This window comes from Eoetvoesiella sp. (genome assembly GCF_035555955.1).
Classification (GTDB): Bacteria; Pseudomonadota; Gammaproteobacteria; order Burkholderiales; family Burkholderiaceae_B; genus Eoetvoesia.
Genome location: NZ_DATMGA010000028.1, coordinates 1 through 22,510 on the forward strand (window position 1 = coordinate 1; position 22,510 = coordinate 22,510).

At 61.5% G+C, this 22,510-nt stretch carries 25 protein-coding genes; 13 read left to right on the forward strand and 12 right to left on the reverse strand.

Features of this window, described 5'->3' with window-relative positions:
* From VNT00_RS08060 to mnmH, 4 genes are all read left to right on the forward strand, one after another.
* Window positions 1-279, forward strand: a 279-nt coding sequence (locus tag VNT00_RS08060; protein ID WP_325586266.1) for an ABC transporter permease, incomplete at its 5' end; no start/stop codon positions are given.
* 17 nt (window positions 280-296) lie between these two features.
* The gene (locus VNT00_RS08065) at window positions 297-1,169 is read left to right on the forward strand and encodes an ABC transporter permease (protein ID WP_325586268.1); all 873 of its coding nucleotides are present in this window, start codon (window positions 297-299) and stop codon (window positions 1,167-1,169) included.
* Between the two features lie 29 nt (window positions 1,170-1,198).
* Entirely contained in the window at window positions 1,199-1,708 is a 510-nt protein-coding gene (locus tag VNT00_RS08070; protein WP_325586270.1) for a MarR family winged helix-turn-helix transcriptional regulator, read from the forward strand.
* The gene (gene mnmH, locus VNT00_RS08075; RefSeq protein ID WP_325586272.1) at window positions 1,705-2,754 is read left to right on the forward strand and encodes a tRNA 2-selenouridine(34) synthase MnmH; all 1,050 of its coding nucleotides are present in this window, start codon (window positions 1,705-1,707) and stop codon (window positions 2,752-2,754) included. The genes VNT00_RS08070 and mnmH overlap by 4 nt, the downstream gene beginning before the upstream one ends.
* A 12-nt stretch (window positions 2,755-2,766) precedes the next feature.
* Here the strand turns inward: mnmH and VNT00_RS08080 are convergent, their stop codons facing one another.
* Window positions 2,767-4,251 carry a nucleobase:cation symporter-2 family protein gene (locus VNT00_RS08080; RefSeq protein ID WP_325586274.1) on the reverse strand — a complete coding sequence of 495 codons (1,485 nt, stop codon included), beginning with the start codon at window positions 4,249-4,251 and terminating at the stop codon, window positions 2,767-2,769.
* Window positions 4,252-4,533: 282 nt separating this feature from the next.
* Between VNT00_RS08080 and rfbB the strand changes: the two genes are divergently transcribed.
* Complete coding sequence (gene rfbB / locus VNT00_RS08085) at window positions 4,534-5,613, forward strand: dTDP-glucose 4,6-dehydratase (RefSeq protein WP_325586276.1); 1,080 nt, start codon at window positions 4,534-4,536, stop codon at window positions 5,611-5,613.
* A 77-nt stretch (window positions 5,614-5,690) separates the two neighbouring features.
* Here rfbB and VNT00_RS08090 read toward each other — a convergent pair whose 3' ends face one another.
* Window positions 5,691-5,990: a HigA family addiction module antitoxin gene (locus tag VNT00_RS08090; RefSeq protein ID WP_325586278.1), complete on the reverse strand. Its 300-nt coding sequence runs from the start codon at window positions 5,988-5,990 to the stop codon at window positions 5,691-5,693.
* A gap of 11 nt (window positions 5,991-6,001) precedes the next feature.
* The gene (locus VNT00_RS08095) at window positions 6,002-6,280 is read right to left on the reverse strand and encodes a type II toxin-antitoxin system RelE/ParE family toxin (protein WP_325586280.1); all 279 of its coding nucleotides are present in this window, start codon (window positions 6,278-6,280) and stop codon (window positions 6,002-6,004) included.
* Window positions 6,281-6,573: 293 nt separating this feature from the next.
* Here VNT00_RS08095 and VNT00_RS08100 point away from each other — a divergent pair, with 293 nt between their 5' ends.
* The 5 genes from VNT00_RS08100 to VNT00_RS08120 are packed head-to-tail and all read left to right on the forward strand — an operon-like array spanning window position 6,574 to window position 11,405.
* Window positions 6,574-8,322: an FAD-binding protein gene (locus VNT00_RS08100; protein ID WP_325586282.1), complete on the forward strand. Its 1,749-nt coding sequence runs from the start codon at window positions 6,574-6,576 to the stop codon at window positions 8,320-8,322.
* Window positions 8,319-8,648: a ferredoxin family protein gene (locus VNT00_RS08105; RefSeq protein ID WP_325586284.1), complete on the forward strand. Its 330-nt coding sequence runs from the start codon at window positions 8,319-8,321 to the stop codon at window positions 8,646-8,648. Before VNT00_RS08100 ends, VNT00_RS08105 begins: the two co-directional genes overlap by 4 nt.
* Window positions 8,648-9,637: an ABC transporter substrate-binding protein gene (locus tag VNT00_RS08110; RefSeq protein WP_325586285.1), complete on the forward strand. Its 990-nt coding sequence runs from the start codon at window positions 8,648-8,650 to the stop codon at window positions 9,635-9,637. The genes VNT00_RS08105 and VNT00_RS08110 overlap by 1 nt, the downstream gene beginning before the upstream one ends.
* A gap of 3 nt (window positions 9,638-9,640) precedes the next feature.
* Window positions 9,641-10,438: an aliphatic sulfonate ABC transporter permease SsuC gene (gene ssuC, locus VNT00_RS08115; RefSeq protein WP_325586286.1), complete on the forward strand. Its 798-nt coding sequence runs from the start codon at window positions 9,641-9,643 to the stop codon at window positions 10,436-10,438.
* Between the two features lie 49 nt (window positions 10,439-10,487).
* Window positions 10,488-11,405, forward strand: coding sequence for an ATP-binding cassette domain-containing protein (locus VNT00_RS08120; protein ID WP_325586287.1), 918 nt, complete (start codon window positions 10,488-10,490; stop codon window positions 11,403-11,405).
* A 72-nt stretch (window positions 11,406-11,477) separates the two neighbouring features.
* On the opposite strand, the gene VNT00_RS08125 is transcribed toward VNT00_RS08120, so the two are convergent.
* The 4 genes from VNT00_RS08125 to VNT00_RS08140 all read right to left on the reverse strand — a co-directional run bounded on the left by VNT00_RS08125 (window position 11,478) and on the right by VNT00_RS08140 (window position 17,566).
* The gene (locus VNT00_RS08125) at window positions 11,478-13,133 is read right to left on the reverse strand and encodes a sensor histidine kinase (protein WP_325586288.1); all 1,656 of its coding nucleotides are present in this window, start codon (window positions 13,131-13,133) and stop codon (window positions 11,478-11,480) included.
* 160 nt (window positions 13,134-13,293) lie between these two features.
* Complete coding sequence (pgi, locus tag VNT00_RS08130; RefSeq protein WP_325586289.1) at window positions 13,294-14,877, reverse strand: glucose-6-phosphate isomerase; 1,584 nt, start codon at window positions 14,875-14,877, stop codon at window positions 13,294-13,296.
* 322 nt (window positions 14,878-15,199) lie between these two features.
* Entirely contained in the window at window positions 15,200-16,363 is a 1,164-nt protein-coding gene (locus tag VNT00_RS08135) for an ABC transporter substrate-binding protein (RefSeq protein WP_325586291.1), read from the reverse strand.
* A gap of 105 nt (window positions 16,364-16,468) precedes the next feature.
* On the reverse strand, window positions 16,469-17,566 hold the full coding sequence (locus VNT00_RS08140; protein ID WP_325586293.1) for an aromatic ring-hydroxylating dioxygenase subunit alpha: 1,098 nt from the start codon (window positions 17,564-17,566) through the stop codon (window positions 16,469-16,471).
* A gap of 169 nt (window positions 17,567-17,735) precedes the next feature.
* On the opposite strand from VNT00_RS08140, the gene VNT00_RS08145 reads away from it, so the two are divergent.
* From VNT00_RS08145 to VNT00_RS08155, 3 genes are all read left to right on the forward strand, one after another.
* Complete coding sequence (locus tag VNT00_RS08145; protein ID WP_325586295.1) at window positions 17,736-18,593, forward strand: helix-turn-helix transcriptional regulator; 858 nt, start codon at window positions 17,736-17,738, stop codon at window positions 18,591-18,593.
* A gap of 153 nt (window positions 18,594-18,746) precedes the next feature.
* Complete coding sequence (locus VNT00_RS08150; protein WP_325586297.1) at window positions 18,747-20,006, forward strand: O-antigen ligase family protein; 1,260 nt, start codon at window positions 18,747-18,749, stop codon at window positions 20,004-20,006.
* Window positions 19,991-20,392, forward strand: a complete 402-nt coding sequence (locus VNT00_RS08155) for a GtrA family protein (protein WP_325586298.1) — start codon at window positions 19,991-19,993, stop codon at window positions 20,390-20,392. The genes VNT00_RS08150 and VNT00_RS08155 overlap by 16 nt, the downstream gene beginning before the upstream one ends.
* Window positions 20,393-20,595: 203 nt before the next feature.
* On the opposite strand, the gene VNT00_RS08160 is transcribed toward VNT00_RS08155, so the two are convergent.
* The 5 genes from VNT00_RS08160 to VNT00_RS08180 all read right to left on the reverse strand — a co-directional run bounded on the left by VNT00_RS08160 (window position 20,596) and on the right by VNT00_RS08180 (window position 22,446).
* Window positions 20,596-20,856 carry a hypothetical protein gene (locus VNT00_RS08160; RefSeq protein WP_325586300.1) on the reverse strand — a complete coding sequence of 87 codons (261 nt, stop codon included), beginning with the start codon at window positions 20,854-20,856 and terminating at the stop codon, window positions 20,596-20,598.
* A 235-nt stretch (window positions 20,857-21,091) separates the two neighbouring features.
* Window positions 21,092-21,412: a type II toxin-antitoxin system RelE/ParE family toxin gene (locus VNT00_RS08165; RefSeq protein WP_325586301.1), complete on the reverse strand. Its 321-nt coding sequence runs from the start codon at window positions 21,410-21,412 to the stop codon at window positions 21,092-21,094.
* Window positions 21,409-21,681 carry a type II toxin-antitoxin system Phd/YefM family antitoxin gene (locus VNT00_RS08170; RefSeq protein ID WP_325586302.1) on the reverse strand — a complete coding sequence of 91 codons (273 nt, stop codon included), beginning with the start codon at window positions 21,679-21,681 and terminating at the stop codon, window positions 21,409-21,411. The genes VNT00_RS08165 and VNT00_RS08170 overlap by 4 nt, the downstream gene beginning before the upstream one ends.
* A 140-nt stretch (window positions 21,682-21,821) precedes the next feature.
* Window positions 21,822-22,130, reverse strand: coding sequence for an addiction module antidote protein (locus VNT00_RS08175; RefSeq protein ID WP_325586303.1), 309 nt, complete (start codon window positions 22,128-22,130; stop codon window positions 21,822-21,824).
* Complete coding sequence (locus tag VNT00_RS08180; protein ID WP_325586305.1) at window positions 22,108-22,446, reverse strand: type II toxin-antitoxin system RelE/ParE family toxin; 339 nt, start codon at window positions 22,444-22,446, stop codon at window positions 22,108-22,110. The genes VNT00_RS08175 and VNT00_RS08180 overlap by 23 nt, the downstream gene beginning before the upstream one ends.
* Window positions 22,447-22,510 lie beyond the last annotated feature (64 nt).

The following is a 22,510-nucleotide window of genomic DNA, read 5'->3' on the forward strand; positions in this document are numbered from 1 at the left end:
CGCATCGTGCTGCCGGCCGCGCTGCCCGAGATCCTCATCGGCTGCCGGGTGGGCGTGGTCATGGCGCTGATCGTCATGGTGTCGTCCGAGATGATCGCGCGCCAGGAGGGTGTGGGCAATCTGCTGTTCACCTCCATGGACATGGCCCAGTACGACTCGGTGTATGCCGTCATCCTGATCCTGGCCGTGATGGGGGTGGTATTGAACTGGCTGTTTGAACGAGTGCGCCGCCGCCTGACCCGCTGGGCCGAGTCGGGCGACGACGTGGCAATCAGGTAATGCAAAATAGGGAAATCATGCCGGAATCGACTCGCACCATGGCATTCCGCGACTTGCCGGGCAAGCAGGAAAACGGCTCTGCTTCCATCGGCAACGGCAAGCCGCCCGCCGCGCCCGTCTCGTCGCCCGGGCGCGGGCCGGGAAGGGGCGCGGCTGCCAGCCTGAAGCGTTTTCTGTCGCCGCTGCTGGTGCTGGTTCTGTGGGAGCTGGTGTGCCGCTTGGGCTGGATCGAACCGCAGTTGCTGCCCGCGCCCAGCTCGGTGATGGGCCGGCTGGTAGAGGCGGCTTCGGGCGCCGAGTTCTGGCACGATTTCGGCATTACGCTGTACCGTCTCGTCCTCAGTCTGTGCATCGCCATCGTCCTGGGCGTGGTGCTGGGCCTGACCGCGCAGTTGTCGCGCCTTAGCGCGGCCATGCTCGATGCCTTTGTGCGCCTGATCGCGCCCATCCCCAAAATCGCCTTATATCCGGCGCTTATCCTGATCCTGGGTTTCGAGAACTCATCCAAAGTGGCGCTGGTTGTCGCCGACGCCACCTTTCCGGTGCTCATGGCCACCTGGGCGGCGGCCCGCTCCGTCGACCAGAAGCTGATCTGGTCGGCGCGGGCGGCCGGCACCAGCCGCGCGAACTGCCTGTGGAAGGTCACCTTCCCGGCCATCGTTCCCACGGTGCTGGCCGGCGTGCGGGTATCGGGCGTCATTGCCTGCGTGGTGGTGTTCCTGGCCGAGATGATCGCTTCCACCGACGGCCTGGGCCACATGCTGACCGTGGCCGCGCGGGCCTACAAGACCGTGGACATGTTCGTGCCGCTGGTGTGGATCTGTGCCGTGGGCCTGGGGCTGAACGCCCTGATCGGCTATGTCCAGCGCAAGCTGGATCATGGAGGATAATACTGGCTTCAAGAAAAGGGAGCAGGAACATGAGTTTACCGAATGCCGAGGCGCTGCCGGACATTCAAGAAGATCAGCCGCCGCACGAACCCTGGCGCGCGTATCAAGGGCATGAAACCTTTTTCCCCTACCTGCTCAATCGAAGCACGGCGGCGCTGAACGCCGACTTCCAAGTCCTGCTGCGCGAGCACCGCATGACCCTGCTGCATTGGCGGGTGCTGGCGTTCCTCAGCGAAAACGACGGGCTGGGGGTCAGCGCCCTGGCCAATGTAACGGGTGTCGACCAGGCAACGCTGTCGCGCGCCTTGACCGTCATGGAAAAGGCCGGCTACATTGCGCGCCGATCCAGCACGGCCGACCATCGTGTGGTCGTCATCAAAATCCTGCCCGCCGGCAAAAAACAGTTCCACCTTGTGCTGCCTCCCGCCTGGGAGATCTACGAGCGCGCGGTACATGGCTTAAGCCAGCAAGAACAGGCGCTGCTGCACGATATGCTCAACCGCATCCGCGACAATATGACGAGGGCGGGCGGGCAATGACGCATCGTGTACCGGTTCGCGTGGCGGACAGAGATGCGTTCGATGCCATTATCGATGCGCGTTCGCCTTCCGAGTTCGCGCTGGACCACATTCCCGGCGCCATCAATTGCCCGGTGCTGGACGACGACGAACGCCGCATCGTGGGCACGCTGTATGTGCAGGTAGGGGCGTTCGAAGCCAAGCGCGTCGGCGGCGCCATGGTGGCCGCCAACCTGGCGCGCCATTTGCGCGAACGCTTTGCCGAATACCCGGCGAGCTGGCGGCCTTTGGTGTATTGCTGGCGCGGCGGAATGCGCAGCGCCAGCATGGTGACCTGGCTAAGAATGGTGGGCTGGGACGCCCAGCAACTGGCCGGCGGCTACAAAAGCTTTCGCCATTACGTCGTGGCGCAATTGGCGCAGCTGTGCCCCCGACTGAAGCTGCAGGTCGTATGCGGCGCCACGGGCAGCGCCAAGACCCGAATTTTGCAGGCGCTGGCTGCGAAAGGCCGGCAGATCCTCGACCTGGAGCACTGCGCCAGCCACAAGGGCTCGCTGCTGGGCGCTTTGCCGGGGGTTGAACAGCCGTCGCAAAAGCGGTTCGAAACATTGATCGTCAGCGCGCTGGACGGCATGGACCTGGAGCGCACCATCTACGTCGAGGGCGAGAGCGCCCGCATCGGCCGGCTGACCGTGCCGGTGCCGCTAATACAGCGGATGCGCGCCTCACCCTGCATCGAGATCCAGGCCACGCCCCAGGCGCGCCTGGAGTACCTGCTGCACGACTATGCCTATCTGGGCGACGACGCCGACGCCCTGGCCGACCGCCTGGGTATGCTCAAGCAATTGCAGGGCGGCGAGACCGTGCAGCGCTGGCAGCAATGGGCGCACGAAGGTAATTTGCCCCTGCTGTTCGACGAGCTCATCAGCCGGCACTACGACCCTCATTACCAGCGCTCCCAGGCCCGCAACTTCCATGCCTGGGAACAAAGGCGAGCCATCCAGACGGACGACCTGTCCGAACAAGGCATCGCCGCCATCGCCCAGGCCGTCATCGACCTGGACTAGGCGGGGTATTAATCAAGCTTCGGCCTGCCGGGCGGCGTTGACTGCCTCCTTGGTGTCGTGCGGGGCTCCGTTGAAGTACAGGTTGAGCAGCACCGCCGCCACCGAAGTAAGCAAGATGCCCGACTCGATAAGCGGATGAATGGCGTGGGGCATCCATTGGCGGAAGTTGGGCGCCACCATGGGGATCATGCCGACGCCGATGGAAATGGCGACGATCATGGCGTTGTGGCGGTTGGTCTTGAAGTCGACGTTGGCCAGAATGCGTATGCCCGTGGCGATGACCATGCCGAACATGACGATGCCCGCGCCGCCCAGCACGACCGTGGGCAGGGATTCGACCAGGGCCGCCAGCTTGGGCAACAGGCCCAGAATGACCAGGATGATGCCGCCGGCCACGCACACGAAGCGGCTGCGCACGCCGGTAACCGCCACCAGGCCCACGTTTTGCGAAAAGCTGGTGTAGGGGAAGGTGTTGAAGATGCCGCCGATAAGCGTGCCCAGGCCGTCGGTGCGCAGGCCGCGGGCCAGGTCTTTTTGGTCGATTTTCTTGCCCGTCATTTCGCCCAGGGCCAGGAACATGCCGGTGGACTCGATCATGACCACGATCATGACCAGGGTCATGGTAATGATGGAGACGGGCTCGAAGATAGGCATGCCGAAATGGAAGGGCAGGACGATATCGACCCACTGCGCCTTGGCCACTTTTTCGAAGGTCATGATGCCCATGGCCGAAGCCACGATGGCGCCGATGACGATGCCCAGCAGCACGGCGATATTGGCGAAGAAGCCCTTGGCGTACTTGGCGATGATAAGAATGGAAGCCAGCACGATGGCGGCGATGCCCAGGCCGGTAAGGTCGGCGTAGCGGGGGTTGGGCACCGAGGGCAGGATGGACAGGCCCTTGGGAATGGCGGGTATGGGCGAGCCCGGCGCGCCGGCCGCCGCCGCGGCGCTGGACAGCCACTTGGCGTATTCGGGGTTGACCACGCTGGGCGCGGTGGGGCCGAACGGGTTGCCGAAGATCCAGTTTATGCCCACCCGCATAAGCGTAATGCCGATGATCGCGATGATGGTGCCGGTAACCAGCGGCGGAAAGAACCGCAGCATGCGGCTGACCAACGGCGCGATGATGATGGAGATGATACCGGCCGCGATGATGGTGCCGAATAGCAGTTGCGCGCCTTCGTGGCCCTGGGTGGAGCGGGCGATGGCCACCATGGGGCCCACCGCCGCGAAGGTGACGCCCATCATGACCGGCAGCCTGATGCCGAACCATTGCGTCACGCCGAACGACTGGATAAAGGTAACGATGCCGCAGCAGAACAGGTCGGCCGAGATAAGCATGGTGACTTCCTCGGCGCTGAGGCCCAGCGCGCGGCCTACGATAAGCGGCACCGCAATGGCGCCGGCGTACATGACCAGCACGTGCTGCAGGCCAAGCACTGTTAGTTTTCCGTTGGTTAGCCGTTCGTCGACGGGCGGGACAGGCTGTGTCATGCAAGATCTCCTGGGGAGTTGATGAAGGTGTTGCCAACCGCTATTTGTAACGAAAACAATTGCCCTGGTTACCCGCACTGTATAGAGCCGAATCGGGTTTTTATATAGCGGAAAACCCGGTAATGGCTATGTGGGGCCATATGGCCCGCGCCTGGGCGGGCTGGCATGGCGGATGACTGTAGGCGAGCGTATGCGGCGGGCGCCGCCAGCCAGGCCGCTGTGCAAGGTAAAATGCGGAATCGCAACTTTTGGCCCGCTGCGGGGCCGCGCAAGCAAACAATTATGAAAATTCTGATCACCGGCGGAGCCGGATTCATTGGGTCGGCCCTGGTGCGCCACGTTATCGCCGACACGGCCGATTCGGTCGTCAATGTCGATAAACTCACGTACGCGGGCAATCTGGAGTCGCTGGAGGCGGTGGCCGGCAACCCCCGGTATGCCTTCGAGCAGGTGGATATCTGCGACCGCGCGGCCCTGGATCGCGTGTTCGCCCAGCACCGGCCCGATGCGGTCATGCACCTGGCGGCCGAATCGCACGTGGATCGTTCCATCGACGGGCCGGCGGCGTTCATTGAAACCAATATCGTCGGCACCTATACCTTGCTGGAAGCCGCCCGCCAGTATTGGCAGGGCCTGGACGAGCCGCGCAAGGGCGCGTTCCGCTTCCACCATATTTCCACCGACGAAGTCTACGGCGATCTGGAAGGCCCCGAAGACCTGTTCACCGAAACCACCCCTTATGCGCCCAGCTCGCCGTATTCGGCCAGCAAGGCCAGTTCCGACCACCTGGTGCGCGCCTGGCGCCGCACCTACGGCCTGCCTACGCTGGTCACCAACTGCTCCAACAACTACGGCCCCTATCATTTTCCCGAAAAGCTCATCCCGTTGGTCATCCTCAATGCGCTGGAGGGCAAGCCCCTGCCTGTTTACGGCAAAGGCAACCAGGTGCGCGACTGGCTGTTCGTGGAAGACCACGCCCGTGCGCTGTACACCGTGATCACCCGGGGCGAAATCGGTGAAACCTACAATATCGGCGGGCATAACGAAAAGCAGAACCTGCAGGTGGTACACGCCATTTGCGATTTGCTGGACGAACTGCATCCGCAAAGCCGGCCGGTCGGCGGCGATGGGCAGCCGGCTTCGCACCGGGCCTTGATCACCTTCGTCACCGACCGTCCCGGCCACGATCTGCGCTACGCCATCGATGCCGCCAAGATCGGCCGAGAACTGGGCTGGACGCCGCAGGAAACCTTCGAATCGGGCCTGCGCAAAACCGTGCAATGGTATTTGTCCAACCTGGATTGGTGCCGTCATGTGCAAGACGGCAGCTATCAGCGGGAAAGGCTGGGGGTCAAGAGCTGACCGTCGCGTCATCCATAAGCTGTTGCGTAGGTGGCGTCGGTGGGAGGCGGTGCGTTGGGCCACTCGCCGCATAGGCTTTAGGCGGGCGCTTCGTCGTATCGATGGATACGAGCCAGAACATCGGCCATCGAGCTTTTAGCGATCTCGGTGTCGTAACGGGCCTGTCCTCGCAGCCAGTAGCCGTCAGACAAGCCAAAATAGCGGCACAAGCGCAAGTCGGTATCGGCTGTGACCGAGCGCTTGCCGTGAACGATTTCGTTGATGCGTCGGGCCGGCACTTCGATAGCCTTGGCCAAGGCGTACTGGCTGATGCCCAATGGCTTCAGAAACTCTTCCAAAAGAACTTCGCCAGGATGAATGGGCTGTAAATCGGACATTCTATTTTCTCTCAATGATAATCGACGATTTCCACATCTGTGGCGTTGCCACCATGGAATCGGAAACACAGGCGCCATTGGTCATTGATGCGAATACTGTATTGGCCAGCTCGACGGCCTTTCAAAAGCTCAAGCCGATTACTCGGCGGAACTCGCAAATCGTCAATCCTGCCCGCCCAGTCCAGTTGTTCGAGTTTGCGTCGAGCTACGCGTTCGATATTTGCGAAACGAGCGACGCGTGTACGATTGAACAGTGCTTCAGTATCGGAACAGGAGAAGGATAGAATCATAATAACGCAGTACGTTAATAACGACAAACGTTATTAACATGATTTGGCCTAATCAGAGAAACATTCATCGGAAGCGTTGACCTTTCATTATTGGCCATCGCGCATAGCAATTAAAGAGGGCATAGGCCATTCTTATCTCATGCCCTGATCGATTCCGGCATAGGACAAAACCCGCATATCTTTACTCGGTATGCCCTCATAAAGTTCCTTGGAAATCTTCGTTCCCAGCCTGAATACCCATCCCTAGAATAAACAGCTCCTACTGCTTAGTGCGATGTAAAGGGGAAGGTTTCATGGGTATATCGAGATTGACGAGGCTTGAGCCTTACGGTTCCGACGCGGGGCGCGAATACGAGGCCGATGTGCTGGTCATCGGCGGCGGCCCGGCCGGCGCGTGGGCCGCCATCAGCGCGGCGGCCAACAAGGCGCGCGTGGTGCTGGCCGACAAAGGTTTTTGCGGCACTTCGGGCGCCACGGCGCCTTCGGGCACGGGTGTCTGGTACGTGGAGCCCGACGCGCAAACCAGGGAAAAGGCCAAGGCCGACCGCTACAAGATGGGCGGAGAACTGGCCGAGCATGCGTGGATGGACAGGGTGCTGGAGCAAACCTGGACCAATATCCACCAGTTGGCCGAATGGGGCTATCCGTTTCCGGCCGACGCCATGGGGAATTCACAGCGCACGTCGCTGCAAGGGCCCGAATACATGCGTTTGATGCGCAAGCAGGTCAAGGCCGCCGGCGTGCGCATCCTGGATCACAGCCCCGCGCTGGAGCTGCTGGTAAATGAAGACGGATCGGTGGGTGGCGCTACTGGCGTCAATCGATTGACCGGGCAAACCTGGGCAGTGCGCGCCGGCGCCGTCATCATGGCCACGGGCGGCTGTGCTTTCCTGAGCCGTGCGCTGGGCTGCAATGTCCTGACCGGCGACGGCCAACTCATGGCCGCCGAGGCCGGCGCCGAGTTGTCGGGCATGGAGTTCTCCAACGCCTACGGCATGGGTCCGGCGTTTTCCTCGGTGACGAAATCCCTGTTCTACAGCTGGGCCAACTTCTATTACGCCGACGGTACACTGATAGAAGGCGCGGGCTCGCATCGCGGGCGCGGCATCGTCGCGCAGACGCTGCAGTCGCAGCCGGTGTTTGCCCGCCTGGATCGCGCTGACGAGCAGATCCGGGCCTGGATGCGCACGGCGCAGCCGAACTTCTTCGTATCGTTCGACCGCCGGAACATCGACCCCTTCACCCAGTTCTTTCCCGTCACCTTGCGCCTGGAAGGCACGGTGCGCGGCACGGGCGGCCTGAATATCGTGGATGAGAACTGCGCCACGAACGTGCCGGGGCTTTACGCCGTAGGCGACGCCGCGACGCGCGAGCTCATTTGCGGCGGCTTTACCGGCGGCGGCAGCCACAATGCGGCCTGGGCGCTGTCGTCGGGCTTCTGGGCCGGCGCGGGCGCGGCCGACTACGGGCGGCGGGCCGCCAAGTCATTTGCCAAGCGGCAGTTATGGCATGCCGGCCGCACGGGTTTGCATGACAATGGCGGGCGGTCCTGGGACCCTGAAGAGGTCATCAAGTCGGTCCAGGCCGAAGTGTTTCCTTACGAGAAGAACTGGACGCGCCAGGGCGACGCCCTGGAGGGCGCCTTGCTGCGCCTGGATACCCTGTGGCACCGCATAAGCCGGGGCACCGCGGCAGGCAGCGCCAGCGCCACGGTGCGGGCCCGCGAAGCCGCGGCCATGCTGGCGACTTCCCGCTGGATGTACCGCAGCGCCCTGGCCCGCACCGAAACGCGCGGTATGCATCGGCGCAGCGATCATGCCGCCCCGGATCCTTCGCAGCGGCATCGCATCATCAGCGCTGGGCTGGACGAGGTCTGGATCGACAAGAAGCAGGTTCTCGACCAGCCTTCGGGCACGGCGGGCACGGAACGCAACGCTGCAGCAGCCAAGCCGGGAGGCGGCCGTGCCGCCCCGGAGCGCAGCATCGCCGCCGCGCACAAGGCCGCTGCTTCAGACACCACAACCCAACTGGAGGCCGCATGATCGAAATCGTCAGCGCCGAGCGATGCACCGCCTGCAATATCTGCGTGCATGTTTGCCCCACCAACGTCTTCGACATCGTCAAGGATCAGCCGCCGCGCATTGCGCGCCAGGCCGATTGCCAGACCTGCTTCATGTGCGAGCTGTATTGCCCTGAAGACGCCTTGTTTGTGGCGCCTGTGGCCGATGCGCCGATTGCCGTGGAAGAAAACGACGCCGGGGTTCAGGCCCTGATGGGCAGCTACAAACGATCGATCGGCTGGGGCAAGGGGCTGCAGCCCACGGCGGGCAAGGACCATAGTTTCGAACTTCTTTCCAGGACGCATTGATGAGTACATCGAATTCCTTTCACATGACACGCCGCCGCCTGCTGCAGGGGGCGCTGGCGGCCGGCGCGGGCCTGGCGTTTCCGCAATGGTCGCGCGCCCAGCAGGGCGGCGGCAGAACCTTGCAGCTAGGCTATATTGGCCCTTCCAGGAACCTGGTGAACCCGACCGGATGGTCTTTGGCCAGCGGCGGCCTGACGCGCGAAATCGCGGCCCTGGGCTACACCGGCGTTACCACCCATATGTTTCTCAACGGCCCCGACCTGAACGAAGCGTTTTTCTCCGGGGCGCTGGATGTCGGCATCTATGGCGATACGCCTTCCACGGTTGCCAAGTCGCGCGGGCTGGACGCCAGGCTTGTCGGCTTCGACCAGGTAGGCCTGGACGCGTGGCTGCTGACGCCGCGCGGCGGCGGCGTGACCAGCGTCAAGGATCTGGAAGGCAAGACCGTGGCGGTGGCGCTGGGCTCGTACATGCATCGCTATGTGCTTGGCCTGCTCAAGGAAGCCGGCATTCTCAAGACCACCAATGTCGTCTACATGCTGCCGCGCGACGGCGCGCCCGCGCTGGAGAAGAAATCCATCGCCGCCTTCGCCGCCCCGATCGACAACGGCCCCTTGTTGATCGCCAAAGGCTTTCCGGTCCTCGACCAGGCCAGTTGGCATCCCGGCCTGGCGGGTTCCTCGTTGATCCAGGTTTCCGGGCCGGCTCTGCAGCGTACCCCCGGGCTTCCCGCCGCGCTGCTGCGATCGCGGCAGGCCGCCATCAAGGAGATCCAGGCAGATCCCGAAAAATACTATGCCTTCCACGCCAAGGCCAGCGGTTACCCGCTGGAGGTGATCAAGGCTTCCCGCTCGATTTCCCAGTTTCCGCTGGAGGCCTACCCGGCCGACGGCATAAAGCTGCTGAACCAGGTCGAATCGTTCCTGCTTGAGCAAAAGCTCATACGCAAGCCGGTGGACATTGCGCAATGGCAAGTGCAAGGGTTGTAGCTTATGGAAACGCCACGCATCGAAAAGCGCATCCTGGCCCGCATCGCCCCGTGGCTGCTGCCCGTGGGTTTGCTGCTGGCATGGCAACTGGCGGTGGAAACCGGCCTGTTGTCCACCCACATCCTGCCGGCTCCGACCAGCGTGCTGGCCACCGGCTGGTCCATGACCTTGTCCGGCGAAATCTGGGAAAACCTGACCATCAGCGCCTATCGCGCTGCCGCCGGCTTTGCCATCGGGGGCGGGCTGGGGCTGCTGCTGGGCCTGATAACCGGCCTGTCGCGCTGGAACGAGCTGTTTCTGGACAGCACCGTGCAGATGGTACGCAACATTCCCCACCTGGCGCTCATACCTTTGGTCATCGTGTGGTTCGGCATCGGCGAAAGCGCCAAGATATTCCTCGTGGCGCTGGGCACGGTGTTTCCGGTGTACATCAACACCTACTACGGCATCCGACACCTGGATGCCGGCCTTATCGAAATGGCGCGCAGCTACGGGCTTTCGGGCTGGGCGCTGTTCCGCCACGCGATATTGCCGGGAGCGCTGCCCTCCATCCTGGTGGGCGTGCGGTTTTCGCTGGGGCTGATGTGGCTGACGCTGATCGTGGCCGAAACCATCTCGGCCAATGCCGGCATCGGCTATCTGGCCATGAATGCGCGCGAATTCATGCAGACCGATGTCATCGTCTTCGCCATTCTTACCTACGCACTGCTTGGCAAGCTGGCCGACCTTGCTGCGCGCGGCCTGGAGCGCCACTGGCTCAAGTGGCATCCGAACTTCCAGTTTTCAAAGGCGCCGGCGTGAATGGTAGCCGACTGATCTGGCCATAGCTTAAATCTTCAAGGACTTCATCATGACCCAAGCTGCCCGCGGTTTACCCATAACGCTCAAGGGTGTGCAAAAACAGTTCGGCGCCCGGATCGTCCTGCGCGACCTGGACCTGGCCATACCCGCCGGCCAGTTCGTGGCGGTGGTGGGACGCAGCGGCTGCGGCAAAAGCACCTTGTTGCGCCTGCTTGCCGGGCTGGAAACCGCAACCGCCGGTGCGTTGCAAGCCGGGCGGAGTCAAGGCTTGAGCGTCGTTGCACCGGCCGGCGACCTTCGTGACCGTTCTTTCTCGCCCATTGAGCTTGAGCAAGGTCTTCAAGCCGTTCGCGAGGATATCCGGCTCATGTTCCAGGATTCGCGTCTACTGCCCTGGAAATCCGTCATCGACAATGTCGGCTTGGGCCTGAAGGGAAACTGGCGCCTGCAGGCGTACGAGGCTTTGGAGGCCGTGGGCCTGCGGGACCGCGCCCACGAGTGGCCCGCCGCGCTTTCCGGCGGCCAGCGGCAACGCGTGGCCTTGGCCCGCGCCTTGATCCACCGGCCGCGTCTGTTGCTGCTGGACGAGCCGCTGGGCGCCCTGGACGCGCTGACCCGCATAGAAATGCAGCAACTGATCGAAAAGCTGTGGCGCCAGCACGGCTTTACGGTATTGCTGGTAACACACGATGTCAGTGAAGCCGTATCCGTGGCCGATCGCGTCATCCTCATCGAGGAAGGCCGGATAGGCCTGGACTTGCTCGTGGAAGCCGCTCACCCCCGCGTGCGCGGTTCCGCCCGCTTGGCCGCCCTGGAAGCCCAGGTGCTCAACCGCGTTCTCAACCAGCCGCAATCGGCCGCCAACACCGACCCCTTTCCGGCACCCCGGCCCTTCAAGCCGCTTAGAGCGGTCAAGACTATGGGCGAAAGGGTGAAAAGAAGGGCTGTGGTCGGTGACTCGATTTGATGGGAGGCCTTTTCTCGAGGGCTTCCATGGCGGAGGCTTTACGAGGATTTCTTATGGCCCTTGCTCCGAAACTTAGTCCTGCCGCGCCGTGCCGGCCATGGCCATCGACTCGATCCGCCGGAAGTCCAGTTCTTGCAGGGCCTTGTGCACTTCATTGAAGAAGCGTGAGCAGTCGGCATGCAATGGCGCATGCGTCCTTAGCCAGTCTTCAATGTCGCTAAGCTGGCCGCCCTGGGCCAATCGGGCAAGATTCTCGCATATCGGTGCGGGCGGCATGGGCATTGCGGCGCCGTCGGCGCCTTTCGAAAGGCCGGGAGCATCGGGAACCTGCACCACCTTGTCCAGCACGACAGTTTCGCTTGCAAGCGGCTTGACTGCGATGCTGAAGCTGAAACAACTGCCTTGGCCGGGCGAGCTGTCGAGCTGCAGCTGCCCGCCCATGTTCTTGACAATGTTTTGGGCTATGTAAAGCCCCAGCCCGGCGCTGCCGGCGTGGGCGTGGATTTGGGCGAAGGCGTTGAATATGGTTGTTTGCGCCTCGGGGTCGACGCCGACGCCCGAGTCGCCAACGGCGAACCCGAGTATGGCTTCGCCGTTGTCATAGCTGGCGCTTACGGTCAGCCGGATATAGCCGTCATGGGTGAATTTGGCGGCGTTCGAGATGAGATTCAGCAAGACCTGCTGCAAGCGCCGGGGATCGGCCAGAACCTGGGCGGGCAGCGGTGCAAGGGCTTCGAATTCGAAGCGGTTGTTCTGCTGGCGGCTTAAACTGCGGGCGTGGTGAATCACGTCGTCCAGCAAGGCGGGCAGCGATACGGGCTCGAGCTGTATGTTCAGCGGCTGCAGCTCGTGCTTGGCATATTCCATGATCTCGTCGATCAGGGTCAATTGATAGCTGGCGCTGCGCTCGATGGCGCGCAGGTGCCGGGTTTGTTCCGGCGTTCCCGTCTCGCTCAGCATCCGGGTGTAGCCCAGAATGGTCGCCAGCGGCGCGCGCAGGTCGTGGCTGATATAGCTTAGCGTCTCGCTTGCCGGCTGGCGTCCCGCGCCACTGCCGGCGGCCTGCGCCACCTGGCGCATGCGCTCCAGGCACATGATCACGAAGGCCGTGGTTCCGATAATAGGCAGTACGACCGCCAGCAGCGGCGTAGCCCTGTTCATCCAGTTCGAGTTGTCCATGATGTGAAAGTCCGAACTGAAGTCTATCTGGCTGTAGTACAGGGCACGCAGCACCGTAAACGCGATCACTCCGCCGAAGATTCCCAGGAGCACCTGCCGGCCCATCGAGGCGTCGCGCGCGGCCTGGGCCTTCAGCGTCAAGGCGCCGCCGCCCATGCTTACAAGCCAGGCCGCCGCCACCAGCATGATGCGCACCTTGATGTCCGGCTGGACGATCAAGAACCAGAATACGCCGACGGTGGCCGCCATGGGGGCAAGCAGCAGCAATGGCAGTCTGGAGGGGTATTCGTAGTATTCGCGCAGCGCATGCCAGTAGACGGCCAGGCCCAGCAGAATGAGGCCGTTGGCGGGTGTCAACGTGATTTTGGTGGGCAGATAGGGCGTAAACACGAATATGAAGCACCCGCCGGCGATAAGCAGCGAGCCGATCAGCCAGATGATCGCCGCGCGCCGCAGGGCTGGCGGAAAATGGCGGCGCACCAGGCTCAGCACCGCGCCGTTGGCCAGCATCATCAGCGAGGCGATCAGAAGAGATGTTGCTGAATCCATGTTTGGCTAATTCCGTTTCTATCTCTTGAAGGCGTGCTGTGCCGGTTTCGTTTGTCTTGCGTGATGCTTGCGCTTCGCCCTTCGCGTTCACGCATGGTCTGGAAACGGAATAAGCCGTTATCAAGTTGGAGGGTGCCGGCGTTTTATCACACTTTGGCCGTCATTTTCCATTTTTTCCGAACGTCGTTATCCAATGCCGGGTCGAAGCGTCGTGGGGCCGGGCTTTGCCTGAAGGCGAATTTGCACCCGAAAGCTCCTGGGTGATTCCCTTGGCCAGCACCTTCCCGTATTCCACCCCCCACTGGTCGAAAGGGTTGATGCCCCATACCACGCCCTGTACGAACACCTTGTGCTCGTACAGCGCCAGCAGGGCGCCCAGCGTATAGGGTGAAAGCCTGGGCAGTACGATGAGGCTGGAAGGGCGGCCGCCCGTGTGCACGCGGTGGCGGGCCAGCCATGGCGCCCGTTCGCTGTCCACGCCGGCGTCCAGGCATTCGCGCAGGGCGTCCTCGTAGGTTTTGCCGTTGAGCAGCGCCTCGCGCTGGGCCAGGCAATTGGCCAGCAGGCTGGTGTGGTGGTCGGGCCATTTGTGATCGGCCTGCTGGCACACGATGAAGTCCACCGGCGCGCCGTCGCTGCCCTGGTGCAGCCACTGAAAAAACGTATGCTGCGCATCCGTGCCCGGCATGCCCCACACCACCGGCCCCGTGGGCACGGTTACCGGGTTGCCCGCCCGGTCCACCGATTTGCCCAGCGATTCCATGTCCAGCTGTTGCAGATACGGCACCAAATGGGACAGCCGGAAATCATACGGGGCGATATTCAGCGAACCATAGCCCAGCACGCTGCGGTTGGCGATGCCAGCCATGGCCATTTGAACCGGCGCGTTGCGTTCGAACGGGGCTTGGGCGAAATGCGTGTCCATGGCCGCCGCGCCCGCCTGCATGCCGGCCACCACGTCGGTGCCCACCGCCAGCGCGGTGGTGAGGCTGACCGCCGACCACAGGGAAAAACGCCCGCCCACCCAGTCCCACAGTTTGAAGACGTGCGCCTGCGGCACGCCCCAGGCCTGGGCCAGATCCGGCCGGGCGGTAATGGCCGCCATGTGCTCACAGGGATTTTCCAGGCCGGCTGCCGCCAGCCACTCGCGCGCGCGCTGCCCGTTTTGCAGGGTCTCGGCCGTGGTGAACGACTTGGAAGCCAGCACCACCAGGGTTTCGCGCGGATCCAGCCCCGCCAGCGCGCCTTCCATGGCGTGGCCGTCGATATTGGCGGCGAAGCGCACCTGGCGCCATGCGCCCGCATAGCCGAACGCATTGATGGCCAGCCGCACGCCCCAGTCGCTGCCGCCGATGCCGATATGCACGATATTGCGCCAGTGCCGCTCGGAGTCGGCCTTGCGCACAAATTCGTTCATGCGCTGGCGCTCGGCCGCCACTTCGCCCACCGGCGCGGGCGCCCGCAGCGCCGTGTGCCAGGCCGCCCGGTTCTCGGTAACGTTGGAGATTTCGCCGGCAAGCAATTGGCCGCGCAGCTCGTCGAACCGGCGGGCCTCGAGCAGGGCCTCGGCGGCGGCATCCAGCTCGCCGGAAGAAACCTGCCCCGTAATGTCCAGACTGATGCCCGCGGCATCCAGCACCCGCAAGTCGTTGGCGTGCACAGACGCCGCCTTGGCGGCGGCGGTAAAGGCCTGCCATTCCGGCAGTTGTTCAAGCGAAGGCAGTTCAGGCGTAGGGCTGGTCAAAGCGGCTCCGTAATCTTGTTTTTATGTTGACCTGATTGTAATGGAGCCGCGCTCAAATTGAGATTTTGCGCGATTACGGTATTTCAACCGGCGTGTGTGCAGGTAAATGAATGGTATGCCCCCATGGACATTGGCATCCAGGTACCTAAGTCGTAGCGCGACCCTTGTGCCAGACTTCTGTATTGCAATAACCAAAGGCTCATTCAATAGCAGTTTTGCCGGCTTCCCTTGCCACGGGCCCGGCTGCGGCGTTACTAAAAATAGTAAGCACCGCGCCCGATATAGCCATCAAGGTATTGCACGCCTAGGGGCCGTCACCCTATTACTCCAACGGCTCCAGCTTCCATTTGTCGTTCTGGATCGAAACCATGACCCGCGCGTAGTCGTTTTGTCCGGAATGGTCGGTGGGGGTCATGTTGTAGACGCCGGAATTGGCGGGCAGGTTCTTGATGTTCTCGAGGGCGTTGCGCAATGCCTCGCGGAACTCCTTGGTTCCCGGCTTGGCTTTCTTGCTGGCTTCGGGAACGGTGCGCTGCAGGAACAGCAGCACGTCGTAGGCCTGGGCCGCGAAGGTGGTGCGCGAGTTCTTGCCGAATCTCTTCTCGTACTCGGGCACGTATTTGGCGCTTACCGCCTTGGTCGGGTAGGAATCGGGCAGTTGTTCCCAAACCAGGTTCGGCCCCACCGGCAGATAGCTGCCGTTCAGGGCCTTGCCGCCCACGCGCAGGAAGTCCTCGGTCGCCGCGCCGTGGGTCTGGTAGATCTTGCCCTTGTAGCCGCGTTCTTTCAGCGCCACGTGCGGCATCACGGCAGGCGTGCCGGCGGCGGCTATCAGGACCGCATCGGGCTTCGCGGCAATCATGCGCAGCACCTGCGCGGTGGCGGAGGTATCCCCCGAATTGAAGCGCTCGACGTCGATGAGCTTGATTTTCTTGGCATCGGCGGCGGCTTTTACCTCTGTGAGCCAGCTTTCCCCGAAGGCATCGCTGAAGCCGATGAAGCCAACGGTCTTAACGCCATGATCCTGCATGTGCTTGATGATGGCGGTGGCTACCAGCGAATCGTTCGACGCCGTCTTGAACACCCAATGCCGCTTGTCGTCCATGGGCGCAACGATCCGCGATGACGCGCCAAGCGCAATCATGGGCGTTTCGCTGCCCGCGATGGCTTCGATCATGGCAAGGGCCGCCGACGAGGTCGACGACCCGACGATAAGGTCCACGTTCTCGCCCAGGAAGCGCTTGGTGTTCTTCACGGCATGCGTGGGATCGCCGGCGTCGTCCAGCACCTCGTATTCAATGCCTACGCCGGCTATCTTGTTGGGGAACATGCTTATCGAATTGCGCGCGCCGATGCCGATGGAGGCCGCAGGCCCGGTAAGCGGTATGGTCACGCCCACCTTGATGTTTTGCGCGTAAGCGGCGCAGCTTGCCGCCATAAACAGGCCGAACGACGCCAGCCCGATCAGTCGTGATGGTTTTCTCATTGGGTTGTCTCTATGAATAGTAGTTTTGGTATGGAATGGCCGGGCCCGGCCCCGTCTGGCACGAACCCGAACCGGCTTGTGTTCGCGACGACGCAACCGGGCACGCTACATGCCGGCCACTTCTTCGCTGCGCACCATCTCCTTGCGCGCCCGCTCCTTATCAGGCCGCGGTGCGTTTGCTTGCTCTTTTTTCAATTGCTGGGCCACCAGCCAGCGCATGTGATTCAACCCCACATCCGACGGCATGGACTTCAAGGTAAAGCTGGGGTCTTTTTTCAGGATCTTCTGCTGCAGCTCGATAATGGGCATGTCTTCGTACAGACCCTCAAGAATGCTGGAGGTCAGCGAGCGCGTGATGAGATCCCGATTTTCGGTCTGGTTATGCATGTATACCCAGAACAGATGGGTGCTGTCTTCCGTTTCGGGTGTCATGGCCTGGATGTTCCTGAACGAAATGGCGCCTTCCGTATTGCCCTTTTCGATTCCATTGCCCGCGGGCGAGAACCCCGACTCCAGATAGAAGTACCCTGGCGTTTGCATGCGCACCGTGTTCCAGCGGTCCACCTTGTCCATATTCTTGACGAATTTCTTCACGAATGGCGCCAGGTCGCAGTTCATATGCCATTTGGTTACCTTGAAGCCATTGTCCAGGCGCTCCAGCGGGCTTTCCTTGTGCTCGGCCACATAATTCGGCGAGCCGCCGAAAGTATTGGCATGCACGTACGCGACATGGTTGAAGTCGGCCAGATTGTCCACCAAAAGCTGATAGTTGGCGTCGTAGTGAAGGTATCCCGGCTCGCCGACCCATTCGGGGTCGCTAAGGTAGTGAAAACCCGGAATTTCATCCTCGTTCGCCAGGGCGGGGTCGCCCATCCAGATCCAGATGAGCTTGTCTCGAACTTCCACGGGGTAGGTGGGCACCTTGAAGCTGGGCGGAATGGCGTTCCGGCCAGGCACTTCAATACAGGTTCCCGCGCTGTTGAACAGCAGGCCGTGATACATGCAGCGCACATTGTCGCCTTCCAGGCGGCCCAATGACAGGGCAGCGCCGCGGTGACAGCAGCGGTCATCCATGGCAACGACGCTATCGTTTTCACCCTTGTAAAACAGAATCCTTTCATTCAGAATGGTTCGGGCCAGCAAGGCGCCGTCGATCAATTCATGGGCCCATCCCGCCACATACCAGCAGTTTTTTACAAACATCGCCTTCTCTCCAGGAAAATTCCAAACACGTTCCAAGTCACATCAGGTAATGCCCAACAGCCGCAACGCTGATTGGGCCTACATAAGGCGATGGTAGATAGCGGGCAGGGCAATGTATGTCCCCCGATCAGTGGACAACGGCATAAAAGGAAGGCACGGAGGCAAAACTATGCGCATATGGCAGGCCAGTCAGCAGTCGGGAACCTTCCCGGTGTCGCAGGCCGGGTTGTGCGAACTGCTGGCGTCGATTACCGACGAAGACCGGGCGCGGCTTCCCAAAGCCACCCTGAACCTCATACGTTCGGAAGTGGACGTGCTCAATTGCGCTTTGTTCCTGTTGCCCGCCACGGGCCAGCCGTGGCTGCTTGGCCATGCAGAGGCCGCGGGCATGGCCAATTCCGCTCCCGCCTGGGGAGCCTATGTCGACCGGCATTACCAGCGCGACATCGCCCTGCAGGAAGTGCTGCGCAGCCGCGCAGCCAACCCTTCCGCGCATTCCACCATTCTGCTGCACCAGGATGCCGACGACATCATCGACCCCGCCTACCGCACCATCTACAACAGTACCGGCACGGCGCAGCGCTTTGCCATATTCCGCCAGTTGAAAGGCAATCACAATCTGCTGATCGGCATTTACCGTTCGGCCACGGCGCGGGCGTTTTCCCGGTCCGACCTGCACTACCTGGAGCTGCTGTCCGCCTGCTTGAGCGAAGCCGCCGTGCAGCGCTACCGCATCATGCCGCCCACGCTGGCGCTTAGCGCCGACAAGCTCAATGCCCTGCAGGCCCAACTGGAAACCAAGCTCAGCAAGCGGGAATACGACCTCATTCTGAACATCGTCCGGGGCATGACCCTGCCGGCCGCCGCCAGGGCCATGGGCATACAGCCAGCCTCGGCCATCACTTACCGCAATCGGGGATTCGCCAAGCTCAATATCCGCACGCAGCAGGAACTGTTTTCCAAGCTCATGGAATACCCTGGGAATGCGCCATTGCTGGCAGGTGTATCGCCGTATCCGGTGCCGTAGCTGTTCCAGCCATTATTCCGCCACCAGATTGCCTGGCGTGCCTGCTGCGCTCGGGGGGATAACGCTTGGCTTCTTTGGGATGCATCGACCCGGTGCCAAGACGAATGATGTCGGCTAACATTACGCATCGTTCCATTTCAAGCGCCACCATCCATGACAACAATCGCTGCACACTCCAAGCCAGACCATTTTCTGGGGGCTGTGGTTTCATTGGGGGTTTTCCTGTTTTTTGCCGGCATGATCTCGGTGCCGGTCGGGTATACGGCGGGCGCCGTGGTGCTGCTGCTGGCGGCGCTGTATTGCCTGGCGCGCTATTCCGTGCCGGTGCTGTCCCGGCAGGACAAAACCCTGGTCTGGCTGCTGGCGGCCGTGTTCGGCATCGGGTTGTTCAGCTTTCTGTATCATGGCAATGCGGTGCGCAGCATCGATCTGCCCAGCCGCTACCTGCTGGCGGCAATCATTCTCTTGATGCTGCTCGAGCATCCGCCCAAGCTGCCGTGGCTGTGGGCGGGGTTCGCCGTGGGGGCTGTTTCCGGCGCGGCGGTGGCCGCATGGCAAACAGTCGGCGAAAGCTTCGGGCGCGCCGTGGGCTTTACCGGGGTCATTCAATTCGGCGACTTGGGCCTTATGCTGGGGGTGTTTTGCGCCGCCGGCATCTTCTGGGCCAATATGCAGCCGCAGTCACGGCGCTGGGCATGGCGCTGCGTACTGGGTCTGGGCGTGTTGGGCGGCGTCTACGCTTCGCTGGCCTCGGGCAGCCGGGGCGGCTGGATCGCCCTGCCCGTGGTGGTGCTTATTTTCGTGGCGGCATTCATCAATTCGCGCAACGTGAAGCCGGCAATCGTTACCCTGGTGGTGCTGGCCGTGGCGGCCGCGGCAGTGGCGATCAGCGTTCCCACCATCAAGCATCGGTACGACCGCGCGCTGCTTGACGTGCAGCAGTACGAGCAAGGCAATGCCGACACTTCCATCGGGGCGCGCTTCGCCATTTGGCGCGCCGCGGCGGGGATGATCGCCAAAAAGCCCCTGGCAGGGTGGAGCGACGCCGACTACCGCGCCGAGCGCGAGCGCCTGGTTGCCAGCAAAGAAGCCCCGCCCGTTATTTTGATTCTGGCCAATACGCATAACAACTACCTGGAGTTGTGGGTCTTCCAGGGTGTGTTCGCGGTATTGATCGTTCTGGCGCTGCTGGTGACGTCGTTTGTTTCCTTTGCCCGCCGCCTAAGGTCACCGCAGCGAGACATACAGGCGCTGGCCGTGTGCGGCGCCACGCTCGTCGCCGCCTACGCCATTTTCAGCATGTCGCAAATAATGCTTGGCCGCAACAATACCTTGCTGTTCTTCTTGATTGCCTTGGTGTGCTTGTGGGGCGCCATGCGTAAACTGGAGAAGAGTGCGTGCGATCTTCCTTGATTCAATTGTTTCTGTTTGCCATTTCCGGTGTGTTCGGTTTCGTGGTCGACACGGCGGTGCTATATGCCCTGGCGCCGCTGATGGGCCCGTTTTATGCCCGCATCCTGTCGTTCCTGGCCGCGGTATTCACAACCTGGTTGGTCAACCGCACACTCGCGTTCCGCAACCGTACTTCGGAACTCTCGAAAAAATCGGAATTCACCCGCTACCTGCTGCTGATGCTCATAGGCGGCCTTATCAACTACGCCGCCTACAGCGCTTTGGTGGTCTATTCGCCGCTGGTGCGGCACTACCTGGTGCTGGGCGTGGCCGCCGGCAGCCTGGCCGGCATGGTGGTGAACTACCTGTCGTCGCGATTCCTGATTTATCGGTTTCCGTCTTCGTAAGCGGTTTTACCAAGCAGAAATGCCAAACCGGCGGCTGAATTTGCTTCAGTCGCCGGTTTGGCATTTCATGAATCACCGGGAGGTATCCCGGTTTGGAGCCAGCGTGCTGCAGGTCACCCGAAACACAACCCTACGAAAGCAAATTGGGTGACCCCTGGCGGGCCTAGCTGGCTGTGGATTGCCCGCTTCAGGGCAAAAACTGATCAGTTTTGCGCAGTTTTGGTGTGCAATGCGCGAAGCTGTTCGAACTTGGCCATGCGTTGCTGGTATTCAGCGCCATTCACGTCCTTGACCAGGGCGGCGTAGGTTTGCTCATCGAAGCCGGCGGCGCGCCAGTCGGCCAATTCGCTTTGGGTTTGCGCAAAAGTGGAATCGACTTGAGCGGAACCTTGAGCTTGAGCAGCCATGGGGCCGGCAGCCATAAGACCAAGAGCCAGGGCGTATGCGGAGAGAGTTGCTTTCATGATGCTTTCCTTTTAACTGTGGATAACGTAACGTAAAAGGGACAAGCCTGGCTTTTGGCCGGGCTGGTAAGGCGGGGGATCCTGTATCGGGTACTGCGTCTTACTTCCCATGAGTGAAATTCTACGGCTAGGGTTTTCCCTTAGGTAGCCCATAAAAAGCAAATTTAAGTTCCGATAAGTGGAATCATGAAGTGTGGCAAGCACAGCCGGCGTTTGGGCGGGGGGCTCGACGTGTTCAGCGTTTCAACAACCGTCTTGTCAGCAACGTTCGTAAGTCCTTGCGCGTATCGCAGACGATGTGAACATAAAGTACGTCGCCTTGCACTTCATAGATGATGCGGTTCATGCCTGAAAGCGCTTGCCGGTATTGAGATAGCCCCAATTCAGCGAGTTCAGGCGGGGTGTGGCCGTGAAGTGGAAAAGCTATCGTGTTGCGTACTGTGGACTTGATACCCGTGTAGGTTTCCTGCCACGTAGCCTTGCCAAAGACCCGAGTTACGTACTGACGCAGTTCCCTGATGTCGGCCTGGGCCTCGTCAAGCAATACTGCTTTCACGACAGGTCGTCCTTGTCCAACTCAGCAAAGAACTCCTCTGCATCACGGTAGTGGCCTTGCTCGATGTCTCGTTGACCCATTGCCAGTATTTTCAGGAGCGCCAGTGTCTGCTCTTTCTGCTCGTAGCTGCTTACGTCCATGACGACCAGGCGAGCCTCGCCGTTCTGGGTAATGAGCATGGGTTCGCCGGTCTCAGTAACGTCTTTGGCAATTTCGGCGGCATGGCTTTTCAGGTAGCTGATAGGCCGGACGTGGGTGGCGAGCTTCATGGCGAATTCCTAGTGAATATCGTGGAAGGGAAAAATATAGACTGAATTTAGCCCTATAGCCGGATTTTCACAAATCGCTCTTTGCAAGCCACATATGTATTGCCCCTTTCCACTGGCTGGAAGGTGGCAGCGTAGCGGGCTTAGGCAGGGTGCTCAGCCTTGACGACGAGGCGCACGCCCAGCGCCTTGCATACCTTGGCGATAGTGTCGAAGCGCGGGCTGGCGTCGGCACGCAGGGCCTTGTAGAGGGATTCCCGGCCAATACCGGCGGCCTCGGCGATCTGCGCCATACCACGCGCACGCGCCGCGACGCCTAGTGCCTGGGCAAGTTCGCCAGTGTCCCCTTCCTCGATGACTTGCGTCAGGTAGGCCGCAATGTCCTCGCCATCCCGCAGGTAGCGGGCGGGGTCGAAGTCAGGCAGGTTATTAACCTTGATGCGTTTGCTCATCTGGTTTCTCCGGTTCGTCCTTATTGCCTAGTTGCGCGGCCAGTTTCTTGGCATGTTTGATATCGCGGCTTTGTGTGTCTTTGGTGCCGCCGCCCAGCATCAGGATCAGTACGCCATCCTGTTCAACGTAGTACATGCGCCAGCCCGGGCCGAAGAACTCGCGCATTTCGTTCACGCCTTCGCCAACGGGTTCCACATCACCCAACAAGCCCCGCTCCACCTTCTCAAGTCGTCGGACGAGCCGGGCGCGCGTGGCGTGGTCTTTCAGGCTATCAAACCAAGCATCGAACTCCGGTAGAGTCTTTATCCTATACACGGTTAAATGTATTCGTTCGGATACATTATGTCAAGCGTGAATTAATTGGCTTCAGGCGTCTGCA